We start from the raw sequence: 11991 nt of genomic DNA, 5'->3' as shown, positions 1-11991 counted from the left end.
AAGTCAATTTATTGTCACTCTCGGGCAAGTCTCTGCAGTTCGGCAAGTAAACTCAACGCTGCGAGAGGAGTGAGTTCGTTTATATTTAAACTCCGCAATCGTTCAATTACAGGATGGATAGAGTGGTCGCTCGCAAACAGAGTTTCCGCAGGTAAATTAAATCGTTTGAGGTTGATTTCTGTTTGTTCTGTAAAATGGATGAGCATTTCCCTCGCTCGATTGATGACCGATTCGGGAAGTCCAGCGAGTTTGGCAACTGCGATACCATAACTTTTATCGGCAGGTCCGGGTTTGATTTTGCGGAGGAAAAGTACTTCATCACCTCTTTCCCGTACAAGGAAACTATAATTTTTAACACGGGGGAGGAGTTTAGCAATATCGGTGAGTTCATGGTAATGGGTGGCAAAGATTGTCCTCGGAGAAAACTTCTCATTGCCATGGAGGTGTTCAACCGTGGCCCATGCAATTGCCAGACCGTCGTTGGTGGCAGTTCCCCGTCCGACCTCATCAAGTACCACCAGGCTGCGGGAGGTGGCGTTATTTAAAATATTGGCGGTTTCAATCATCTCAGCAAGGAATGTGGAAACACCTCGGGCAACATCGTCTGAGGCGCCAATCCGGGTGAAGATTTTATCAACAATACCGATACGGGCATAAGCGGCAGGCACAAATGACCCCATCTGTGCCATTATCACAATCAGCGCCACTTGCCGAAGATAGGTTGACTTACCCGCCATATTGGGACCGGTAATAATAAGAATTTGCTCTTTGGCACTATCAATAATTGTGTCGTTAGGTATGAACGGTTCCTTACTTAGTGCCTCTACAACCGGATGTCTGCCAGACCTGATTTCGATACTACTGGACTCATCCACAATGGGGCGGGTGTAATTTCGTTCGTTGGCAACGGCGGCAAGAGCGGCAAAAACATCAATTTCGGCAATGAGAAGAGCCGCTTCAAAGATTTTATCGGTAGAAGGAGCAATTCGGCGGCGCAATTGGGTGAAAAGTTCATATTCGAGCGCCTTGATTCTCTCCTCAGCATTTAATACCTTGGCTTCGTATTCCTTAAGTTCCGGGGTAATAAACCTTTCACCGTTAGCTATGGTCTGTTTTCGGATGTAGTTTTTGGGAACAAGTGATAGATAGGATTTGGTTACTTCAATGTAATAGCCGAATACTGAATTATACCCGATACGCAAATTGGGTATGCCGGTGCGCTGGCGTTCGGTTTCTTGAATGCCGGCGATAAACTCCTTGGCATTGCCGGCAATGGCACGTAACTCATCCAGTTCTTGATTATAACCTGGGCGGATTAGCCCGCCTTCGGTTATGGCACCGGGCGGGTCATCCACAAGGACTCGATCGATGTCATCCACAACGGCTCCAAAGTCCTGGAGGGAGTTGTAAATATACATTAGTCTTTCAGCCCGGAATCCAGAGAGGAGTTTTTTAATTTCTGGTATAACCTTCAGCCAGTTACGTAACGCTATCAAATCCCGCGCATTTGCCCGCTCTAAGGCGATCCGAGAAACAATCCGTTCTATATCCCCAATTTTACCCAATAGGTCTTGCAGTTCTGAAAGTGAAGCAACATTTTCTTTGAGTTCAGCAACAGCATCTAAGCGCTGGTTAATCTTTTTTACCGAGAGGAGGGGGGCAAGAAGCCAGCGTCGCAATAACCTTGCACCCCCCGGGGTTTTTGTTCGGTCGAGGACCCCTAACAATGTTTTTGAGGGTTCGCGCCGGTTTTCCTCAGGATGGAGGCTTTCAATCAGTTCGAGGTTGCGCCGGGATATCCGGTCAATTAATAGATATTCACTGAGTATATATGGTGTAACACGACGAAGATGGGGAAGCGCGCTCCGCTGCGTATGTTCAAGGTAATGGAGAATTGCACCGGCCGCACAAATCCCTTCGGTGAATTCCCCAATACCAAAACCGTCCAGGTTCATTACACCTAAATGGGAGGTGAGTTTATCAAAAGCGAACTCTTCGGTAAAATAATAGTCATCGAGACGGGTGATGCGGTTTTGGTATTCAATGGGCAATTTATCACTCCAGTTCTGAGGAATGAGGATTTCCGCAGGTCCGATTTTGGCTATCTCCTCAACAATGTTTGCCGATTTAATTTCTCCTACAACAAACTCACCTGTTGTCAGGTCGGCAAAGGCCAATCCCCAAATTTCGCCTGCAGGTGATAGCGCCATAAGATAGTTGTTCCGCTGTTCATCTAAAAGCGGGGTACGCGTAATGGTCCCCGGTGTGATGACCTCAACCACATCACGATGGACAACCGGTTTATTACGGTTTGGTTCCTCTAACTGGTCGCAGATGGCAATCTTGAAACCCTGAGCAACGAGCCGGGCAATATAACTGTCCAGCGCCTTGACAGGAATTCCCGCCAACGGCACACGGATATTAGGACCATGGGGTCTTGAGGTTAGGGTAAGGTTCAGGGCGCGGGCACCAATCTCAGCATCCTCATAAAACATCTCATAAAAATCACCTACTCGGAAAAGCAACAGGGTTTCCGGGTAGCGCTCCTTTATCCTTCGGTACTGGGCAAGGAGAGGTGTCAGCCTTTCTGCCACAAAAGCTCGGGATGCAATTTAAGCACTTAATCTAAATCTTCCTGCCAGGTGTGACACTCGGGACACTGAAAATCAGCTTGTGACAGTTTTTTGCCACAGCCGCAACAGTCGCTAATCCCGGCGGTTAATTCTCGCACCGCTATGTCAAGATGTTCTTTCGCCTCGGTTAAATTACCTTGACGCAGATATAGTTCTGCCAGGGCGATGCCGATTTTTGCATCTTGGTTTTTACCTGAGTGCTCCAAAAGGTGAATCGCTGCTGCCAGGTCCTCCTTTTTGGCATAGATTTCGGCGAGGGCAACAGCCAGGCTGGTATCATGCGGCACCCGGTGCAACAACCGACGGTAGAGTTGTGCCACATCCTCATAACGACCAAGTTCATAATAGGCACGTTCAAGCCGCTCGCGCACAAAGCGGTTCTTCTCCGGGGCGATGTCTAACATTTTTGTCCAAGTCTTGATAGCCACCTCTGTTTCCCCCTGGGCGAGTTGGAGGTCACCGAGGTAAATATGGGCAAGCCCCGATTTCGGATTTATCCGCAACGCCTCTTCAAGCCACTGGATGCCTTTTTGGGGGTTTACCTTCCCAAAGGCATAACCAAATTGGGCATAGAGCCTGGCGACGCGGGGAGAACGAATCCGTCCGCATTCTTTGAGGAGGTTTTCTGCCTTTTCCCAGGAGTCGTTTTCAATATACAGTTCAAGAAGATTTTCAATACTGTTAAGGTCAGAGCGGTCAGCCCGAACGATTTCCTCCAAGAGGGGTATGGCTTTTACCCGGCGGTTGGTCTTTAAGTAGTCACGAACCAGCGCTCGGTATACCTTTAACTCCTCCTCCCTTTTAAGATTGCGCCGGAGCGCTAGGCTTTCGTGAATCTGCAATGCTCGCTCAAAATCCCCCTGGTCAAGAAAGATGTTGCCCAGCCTCACATAGGCGTCAACATTGCCGGTGTCCTCCTCCACCGCTGCCTTTAATTTTATTTTTGCCCTCTCGACCTCGCCGTCAAGCAATAGTTGGAGACCTTCAACATAATTGGGTAAGGTCTTCTTACGTTGCCGGAGGAAGTCGCGAACAACCGGATAAAGGGCAACAATTAATAAAGCAAGGATGACAATAATCAGGGGATACATTTAATCCTCTTCCTTTTCTTGAGCCGGTTCGTTTTTTTCTGTTTCTGCAATTACACTTAAGGGAGCATTTCGCAGGGCACGCAACTCTTCGGTAAGGGCGTCAATCTCATGCCGTTGCCGGCGCAACCGGGCTCGCAACCTGATTTCGGAGATGATGGTGAAAATCCCCACGCAGAGGCCACCAAATGCAAAGGAGTAAAGCATAACCAGGGCAATCGGCACATCGTAAAAGGTGCGAAAGAACACCCTAACCTCACTGACAGGACACTGGTTCTGCCAACCCAGGATGAAGAGAATCACAAATGCCAGCAGGATCAGAATTATCCTTAATGTCACCATTTTTCAACCTCCTCGTTGCAAGACAGGGTTAATCTTTAGGCTGCAAGCGGCTCCGACAAATGCTGGATTGTCAACTGGTATTCCAACTGGCGTCCAGCCACTAATAGCCGTTATCTTCACTCTTATAAGATTACCGTTATTAACCTCTTGGTCAACGATTACCACCTTACCCTGAGGCGTTCTGCCCAGAGCGCCGTTTCCCTTTGGGCTCTTGCCCTCTATCAGGAGTTCATATTCCCTGCCAACCATTGCCGAACTCAGCTCCTTTGTTATCCGGGTTTGAGTGGCTATCAATCGGCTCAGGCGTTCGCTCGCAACCGGTAAGGGAACCAATGGCTTAATCTCCGCTGCCCTGGTGCCGGGTCGGGGAGAAAATCTGAACATATAGGCATAATCAAATCGCACCCCTTCAAGACAGGTCAGGGTGGCTTCAAACTCCTCTTCGGTCTCGGTGGGAAATGCGACAATGATGTCGGTGGTAAGGGAGACCTCAGGGAGGTATTTCCGCACCAGCGCCACCTTGCTCAAATACTCCTCAACGGTATAGCCGCGGTTCATCAAATTTAATATCCGGTTGGCACCGGATTGCAATGGCAGATGCAACTGCGGACAGACCTTAGGCAGGGATGCCATTGTCCTTACCAAGCGCTCATCCAGATCCCTCGGATGGGAGGTGAGAAACCTCACCCGCCTGATTTCCGAGAATGCGCAGACCTTTTCCAAAAGGGCACAAAAGTCAACCCCCCGGTGATTATAGGCAAGGACATTCTGCCCGAGGAGGGTAATCTCTTTCACCCCCATTTTTGCGAGGTGGTGAACCTCTTTTAATATTGATTCCACCGGTCTTGAGCGCTCTGGTCCTTTCACATAAGGGACGATGCAGTATGAGCAGAAGTTACTGCAACCGCGCATTATCGTGACAAACGCGGTAACACCAACCTTTTTTTCGGGCAGGATATTTTCATAGCACTCATTGGAAAAATCCACCGCTATTTTGGGTCCATCACCCCTAAGACAACTAACAATAAACTCGGGCAGAAGTTGATACCGGTCAGGACCTACAACAATATCCGCCTGATGCTTTTCCACAAGTTTTTCCTTAAGGTTTTGTGCCATACAGCCAAGAACACCAACAACCTGGGCTTGCCCTTTCTTCTTCAGACCGACAAACTGCGCCAGCCTGCCCAGCGCCCGGTTTTCTGCATGGGCGCGCACCGAACAGGTCATCATCAATAGCACCTCGGAATCAAACTCATTGTCCGTTTCTTCGTAACCAGCCTGATTCAGAATGGCACGCACCAAATCCGCCTCATAAAGGTTCATCTGGCAGCCGTAAACCTGCAGGTAATACCTCACGCTCATTTTATGATATTTTAGCCGCTTTTAAAAAATGTCAAGAAATAACTGCTGCGGAATGAGTTGCTCGCTCATATATTTAGGGTAAAGACTCGACTTGACAAATGTCATAAAATTGGTATAATTGATTTATAAAGGGAGGTAAAATGAAAAGATATGTCCTGACAGTGGTGGTCGTTTTTCCTTTGACCGCGGTTGTTTATGCGGACTCGCTTAACTGCCGGGAGATTGGCTATTATGATACACCAGGCAGGGCTGTGGGTGTAGCGGTTTCTGGAAATTACGCCTATGTTGCAGACGGTTATTCTGGACTTCGAGTCATCTCAATATTAAATCCAACAAGTCCACAAGAGGTTGGTTATTACGATACTCCAGGGTATGCTTGTGGTATAGCGATTGCAGGAAATTATGCTTATGTCGCAGACGATTTTTTTGGTCTGCAGGTGATTTTGGTATCAGACCCCACAAATCCACATAGGGTTGGTTCCTATGATACTCCAGGGTATGCCTGTGGTGTAGCGGTTGCAGACAGTTATGCCTATGTTGCAGACTATGAGGATGGTTTGAGAGTTATTTTGGTATCAGACCCGACAAATCCACAAGAAGTCGGTTATTATGATACACCAGGGGGTGCTTTTGATGTAGCTGTTGCAGACGATTATGCTTATGTGGCAGACTTTGAGGGAGGGCTTCGGGTGGTATTGGTGTCAGATCCGAGAAATCCACAAGAGGTGGGCTATTATTACACACCAGGCGATGCCTTGGGTGTAGTGGTTGCAGACGATTATGCTTATGTGGCTGATGGTTATTATGGTCTTCGGATTGCATTGGTGTCAGACCCGACAAATCCACAAGAAATTGGTTATTGTGATACACCAGGCGTGGCTTGGGGTGTGGCGGCATCAGGAAATTATGCCTATGTGGCAGATGGAGAGGCTGGTGGTTTGCGGGTGATTTTGGTCTCAGACCCTACACATCCTGTTCAGGTTGGCTATTATAACACACCGGGCAGGGCTTTGGACCTCACGGCGTCAGGAGATTATGCTTATGTTGCAGACGGGGATTCTGGACTGCGGGTGATAGAGTTCTATGGGGTTGGGGTTGAGGAACGCTTCCAGAGAACGGCTAATGGCTCACCGCTAAATGCCACAATTGTCCGCAATGTGTTAAGATGGGAGAAGACAGGAGACCGAAGACCGATGACCGATGACGGGTCAGAGGCGTTTCTCGTTGATGTCACCGGTAGAAAGGTGCTTGAACTTAAGCCTGGCGAGAATGATGTCCGGCATCTTTCACCTGGTGTCTATTTCATAAGGAGCGGTTCAGGAATAGATAGAAGGGTTGTGATTGCAAGGTAGAAAGGGTCTTAGGGCTCTTTTAATCCCTGTCAGTTTTGTATACTTATAAGTATACAAGAAGATTTCGGGAAAAATCAGGTTAAGTTTCAAAGATAAATAACTTAGCCGAACTCATCACTTTTTCAGACCCCTCCCCGGGGATTACCCCCTTAATAATTTTTCAGATTGGATTGAACAGGGTTTTTGCGATTGGCTCGGTTTTGGGGTTGTCTGTTGATTTGAAATAGGAAACGAGGCTTCTTAGCTTTCCTTGACTGGGTTTGAGATTTGGGTATATTAATAAAGTTACAATTTTAACAACCTTCTTTTTAGGTAACCTTTAATGACAGGAAATATCATTGGCATCAGGCGTGAGGACAAAAACATCTGGGAGCGCAGGGCGCCTTTAACACCTTTTCAGGTGGGTGAACTGATAAAAAGGGAGGGGTTGAGGTTTCAGGTTCAGCATTCGGAAATCAGGGCATTTTCTGATGATGAGTATCAGAGGGCAGGGGCAGAGGTGAGAAAGGATATTTCAGATTGTCCGGTTGTTCTTGGAATCAAGGAGATGCCTTTGGATTTTTTTAGACCGGAAAGGAGCTATCTTTTCTTTGCCCATGTTATCAAGGGGCAAGCGAAGAATATGCCGATGCTGAAGCGGATGATGGAACTGGGCTGTTCGTTGATTGATTATGAGAAGATTACCGATGATGAGGGGAGAAGGCTGATATTTTTTGGCAGGTTTGCCGGGATTGCCGGAATGATTGATACCCTTTCAGGTCTTGGCAAAAGGCTTGAGGTTTTCGGTCTGAAAACCCCTTTTCTTGAGGTGAAACTTGCCCATGAGTATGAAAGGGTTGAGGTTGCCAAAAATGCGATTGCCCAAATTGGCGAGCGGATTCGCAAGGAGGGGCTGCCGGATAGGTTGGTGCCGTTTATTATTGGGGTGACCGGGTATGGCAATGTTGCCAAGGGTGCCGGCGAGGTTTTAAGCGCATTGGGCACAACCTTAATCACACCTGACGATTTGCCGGAGGTAATTAAGGGCGGTGATGCCAAAACCATTTATCAGGTTGTTTTCAAGGAAAGGGATACGGTTGAACCCAAGGAACCCGGGCACAGTTTTGACCTAAATGAGTATTATGCCCGACCTGATTTGTACCGGTCAAGGTTTGAAAGATACCTGCCCTATCTTTCGGTTTTGGTGAACTGCATTTACTGGGACAGCCGCTATCCAAGGCTGGTGACAAAGGAGTATTTGCGCCAGGCTTTTAGAGCGGGTGACCTGCGGCTTATTATCATTGGCGACATCTCCTGCGACATTGAGGGCTCAATTGAGGCAACAATCAGGGCAACAAATCCGGGCGAGCCATTTTTCGTTTATGACCCTGTTAGTGACAAGGCGCTTGATGGTATTAAAGGGGAGGGGATACCGATTATGGCGGTTGACAACCTTCCCTGCGAACTGGCGGTTGACTCTTCAGCCGAGTTCGGTCAGGCGCTAATGCCCTTTGTCCCGGTGCTGGCACAAACCGATTTTAAGAAGGATTTTGATGCGCTTGATTTGCCCCTGCCTTTGAAGCGGGGGTTGATTGTTCATAAAGGGGTATTAACCAAGGATTATCAGTACCTTGAGAGGTTTTTAGAGAGGAGCGATAGATGAAAAGGGTTCTGATTTTGGGAGCGGGTCTGGTTTCAAGACCGCTGGTGCGCTATCTTTTGAACCTGCCCGATGTTGAGACAACAGTGGCAACGCGTACAGTAAAAAAGGCGCAGGAGTTGATTGAAAATAGTCCCCGCGGAAGAGCAGTTGAACTGCTTGTTGATGATGAGCCTTCTTTGCACCGGCTGGTTAAGGGGAGTGATGTGGTTGTCAGCCTCCTGCCCTATGTTTATCACACGGTGGTTGCCAAACACTGCCTGGCACTCAAAAAGCATCTGGTCACCACCTCCTATGTGAGTGATGGGATGCGTGCCCTTGATGATGAGGCAAAAAGGGCAAATCTGATTTTTTTGAATGAAATCGGGCTTGACCCCGGGATTGACCATATGTCGGCAATGGCAATCATTGACCGGGTCAGAGCAAACAACGGCAGAATTGTCAGTTTTATCTCCTCCTGTGGGGGTCTGCCCGCACCTGAGGCGAACAACAACCCTTGGGGTTATAAGTTCTCCTGGAGCCCGAAGGGGGTTCTGATGGCAACAAGAAACAACGCCCTGTTTCTCAAGGATGGCAAGGAGGTGATGGTCCCGGCAAGCCGGCTCTTTGCCTCATTCTGGAGGGTCAAGATTGAAGATGCAGGAGAGTTTGAGGCATACCCGAACCGCAACTCTTTGCCTTATATCGGTCTCTACGGTCTGGAAGGGGTCAGGACGATGATAAGGGCAACCCTGCGCAACCCTGGCTGGTGCGAGACGATGCAGGCGATAGTTGATTTGGGGGTTCTCCAGGAGGAGGGGATAAGAAATGACATTATGAGTATGACCTATTCCCAGTGGCTTAAGGGGTTTGTGCCGGGCAGTGGTGATTTGCGTGCCCTTGTTGCCCGGCGTCTAAACCTATCTCTTGACCATCCGGTTATTGAGCGGTTCGCCTGGCTCGGTCTTTTTGATGATAGCCCAATCGGGCTTGAGAGCGGCTCTAATCTTGACATCCTTGCCAAGGCGATGCTGGCGAAGATGGGGTATCAGCCAGGTGAGCGGGATATGATTGTCCTGCATCACCAGTTCGAGATTGAGTACCCTGACCGGAAGAGGGAAAAGGTTGAGTCCACATTGATAGACTACGGCGAGCCTGATGGTGATTCGGCAATGGCAAGGACCGTCAGCCTGCCCGCAGCAATTGCGGTAAAGATGATTCTTGAAGGGAAATTGCGCCTGAGCGGCGTTCAGATTCCAGTAAAAAAGGAGATATACCAGCCCGTTCTTGAGGAACTGAAGAAGTTGGGGATTGAGTTCAAGGAGCGGTCGGAGTTTATCGCCTAAGGGTTCGCCTCAAGTGTAAACTCCTGAAACCCAAACCAGAAACCGGTCTTCTGAATATAATCAATCTCCGCCTGAATCAGTTCGCTGTGCGCCTGTTCCATCTGGGCGAGGCGGAGAAAGACTGCGCGCACTGATTCTGGTCCGGCTGTTTCTGCCTGCTTTTGGTAAAAGTTGCGGGCATTAATCTCAAGGTTGAGTGCGGTTAAAAGGGCGTCAAGCGCAGATTGCCCTTCCTTTCCTTTGACCCGCAGGCTTTTGTCACCAATTTTGGGCACAAGTTTCTCAATAACTGTTGGTGGGGTTTCAACAACTGAACAGGTGCCCTTATCTTTCAGTTCTTCAAGCATCCTCTTTAACAACCTTTGATGCATAAACTCATCCTGGGCCAGCCTGATGAACATATTCTTTCCGTTTTCATCCTTGGTTCCTATGGCAAACTCAAGATATCTCTTTAAACTTTCCTCTTCAGCTGAAATAGCCAGTTGGAATACATCGGATAGGGTTTCCTCATGCATAAAATCAATAGATATTATCAATACAACGCTCCTGGTCAATAGGTTGCGTTAAGAGCCAAAATGTTTAGGTAAATATATACAAAATTCAGTGAGGTGAAATGGAGTTATGTCTTGGGAGTTTCTTAACTTAGCCGAATGACAATTTTTGACAGGATATAGTCCCCTTGTTAATTTGGGAAAATGATTGACCGGTCGATAAAAATTCAGGTGGCTGGCTGATTTTATTAACTTGACTCCTGGGGAGATTAATCTAAAATATCATTTCAATGAACATTGGTGATTTTAAGATCTACCCGCTTTTTGACGGGTTTTTCGGTCTTGATGGCGGGGCAATGTTTGGGGTTGTGCCCAAGCCGCTGTGGGAGAGGACCAACCCACCTGATGAAAAGAACCGCATCAGACTGGCATTACGACCGGTTTTGATTTTAACCCCGCAGGAAAGGGTTGTTATTGATACCGGTATTGGTGATAAGTATGATAAAAAGTTTGCTGAGCGGTATCGGGTTGAGAAGCCTGATAGTTTACTGGCTTCACTTGCTCGCATTGGTTTCAGACCTGAGGATATAAGTCTCGTGATTTTGACCCATCTCCATTTTGACCATTGCGGCGGCTCAACAAGGGTTGAAGGGGATAGGGTGGTGCCGACATTTCCCAATGCCCGTTATGTGGTTCAGGAGGCGGAGTGGCAGGAGGCATTAAATCCAAACAGGCGCTCACGCGCATCTTATCTGAAGGAAAACTTTGTGCCGTTGCAGGAGATGGGGCTTTTGGAAATTGTTAACGGTTCAATGGAGCTTTTGCCAGGAATTGAGCTTGTCCACACCGGTGGTCATACAAAGGGGATGCAGGTTGTTAAAATAAGCAGTAAGGGGCAGACCGCAATTTACTGGTCTGATATGATACCGACGCGCGGACACATTCCGGTTCCCTATATTATGGGTTTTGACCTTTTCCCTTTGGAGTCGATGGAGAAAAAGGAGCGTCTTTTGAATCAGGCGGTTGCCGAAGGCTGGATTTCCTTTCTTGAGCATGACCCTGAGGTTTTTGCCGGAAGAATTATTAAGGAGAATGAAAGGTATCTGTTTGAAGAGATTAAGATTTAAGGAGGTTTATGGGTTCTGTTGATTGGAAGTCAAAATACGGAAATAAGATAAAGAGCCCGGAGGAGGCGCTCGCTGTGCTTGAGCCGGGTGACAGGGTTTTTGTTGGTTCGGCTTGCGGGACACCGCAGAAACTTGTGAGGGCGCTTGCTCAGCGTCCGGTTGAGGATGTGGAGATAACCCATATCCTCACACTCGGGGTGGCGCCTTATGCTGAGGAGGAGCTTGCCGGTCGGTACCGGGCAAACTCATTCTTCATCAGTGCCAATGTGAGAGAGGCGGTCCATGAAGGCAGAGCAGATTACACACCCATCTTCCTTTCTGAGATCCCGCGTCTTTTGCGCTCTGGTCGCTTGCCGATTGATGTTGCCTTGATTCAGGTAACACCGCCGGATGAGCATGGGTTTTGCAGTTTAGGGGTCTCGGTTGATATTACCAAGCCGGCTGCTGAGGTCGCCCGGCATGTGATTGCTGAGGTCAATCCCAAGATGCCGAGGACGCTTGGTGATAGCTTTATCCATATATCACAGATTGAGACGATAGTGGAAAACGATGCACCTATCTATGAGTTTGTTACTCCGGGGGAGAGTGAGGTTGCCCGGCGGATTGCCAAGAATGTTGCCGATTTGATTGCT

General features: G+C 48.3%; 10 protein-coding genes. 5 read left to right on the top strand and 5 right to left on the bottom strand.

Translation table 11 applies throughout. The features are described from left to right. Positions 1-14: 14 nt before the first annotated feature. From mutS to miaB, 4 genes are read right to left on the bottom strand one after another with little or no spacing between them, the layout of a single operon-like run. Positions 15-2594 (bottom strand): DNA mismatch repair protein MutS, encoded by a 2580-nt coding sequence (gene mutS, locus ABIK47_02310; protein MEO0019458.1) that lies wholly within the window; start codon positions 2592-2594, stop codon positions 15-17. Between the two features lie 26 nt (positions 2595-2620). After that, positions 2621-3724 (bottom strand): tetratricopeptide repeat protein, encoded by a 1104-nt coding sequence (locus ABIK47_02305; GenBank protein MEO0019457.1) that lies wholly within the window; start codon positions 3722-3724, stop codon positions 2621-2623. Next, positions 3725-4060 carry a lipopolysaccharide assembly protein LapA domain-containing protein gene (locus ABIK47_02300; protein MEO0019456.1) on the bottom strand — a complete coding sequence of 112 codons (336 nt, stop codon included), beginning with the start codon at positions 4058-4060 and terminating at the stop codon, positions 3725-3727. 6 nt (positions 4061-4066) lie between these two features. Further along, positions 4067-5425 (bottom strand): tRNA (N6-isopentenyl adenosine(37)-C2)-methylthiotransferase MiaB, encoded by a 1359-nt coding sequence (gene miaB, locus ABIK47_02295; protein MEO0019455.1) that lies wholly within the window; start codon positions 5423-5425, stop codon positions 4067-4069. Positions 5426-5565: 140 nt separating this feature from the next. On the opposite strand from miaB, the gene ABIK47_02290 reads away from it, so the two are divergent. The 3 genes from ABIK47_02290 to ABIK47_02280 all read left to right on the top strand — a co-directional run bounded on the left by ABIK47_02290 (position 5566) and on the right by ABIK47_02280 (position 9741). Further along, positions 5566-6777, top strand: a complete 1212-nt coding sequence (locus ABIK47_02290) for a hypothetical protein (GenBank protein ID MEO0019454.1) — start codon at positions 5566-5568, stop codon at positions 6775-6777. 322 nt (positions 6778-7099) lie between these two features. After that, on the top strand, positions 7100-8419 hold the full coding sequence (locus ABIK47_02285; GenBank protein ID MEO0019453.1) for a bifunctional lysine ketoglutarate reductase /saccharopine dehydrogenase family protein: 1320 nt from the start codon (positions 7100-7102) through the stop codon (positions 8417-8419). Next, positions 8416-9741 carry a saccharopine dehydrogenase C-terminal domain-containing protein gene (locus ABIK47_02280; protein ID MEO0019452.1) on the top strand — a complete coding sequence of 442 codons (1326 nt, stop codon included), beginning with the start codon at positions 8416-8418 and terminating at the stop codon, positions 9739-9741. The genes ABIK47_02285 and ABIK47_02280 overlap by 4 nt, the downstream gene beginning before the upstream one ends. Here ABIK47_02280 and ABIK47_02275 read toward each other — a convergent pair. Further along, a complete protein-coding gene (locus ABIK47_02275; protein MEO0019451.1) occupies positions 9738-10256 on the bottom strand; it encodes a ferritin family protein in 519 nt (172 codons plus the stop codon). The genes ABIK47_02280 and ABIK47_02275 overlap by 4 nt on opposite strands. A gap of 266 nt (positions 10257-10522) precedes the next feature. Here ABIK47_02275 and ABIK47_02270 point away from each other — a divergent pair, with 266 nt between their 5' ends. Continuing rightward, complete coding sequence (locus tag ABIK47_02270) at positions 10523-11359, top strand: MBL fold metallo-hydrolase (protein ID MEO0019450.1); 837 nt, start codon at positions 10523-10525, stop codon at positions 11357-11359. Between the two features lie 8 nt (positions 11360-11367). Further along, the coding region (locus ABIK47_02265) for a 4-hydroxybutyrate CoA-transferase (GenBank protein MEO0019449.1) at positions 11368-11991 on the top strand (624 nt) is incomplete at its 3' end.

This window comes from candidate division WOR-3 bacterium (genome assembly GCA_039801245.1).
Lineage (GTDB): Bacteria > Hydrothermota > Tepidihabitantia > Tepidihabitantales > Tepidihabitantaceae > JAOABP01.
This window is presented reverse-complemented; position numbering and strand designations above follow the sequence as displayed.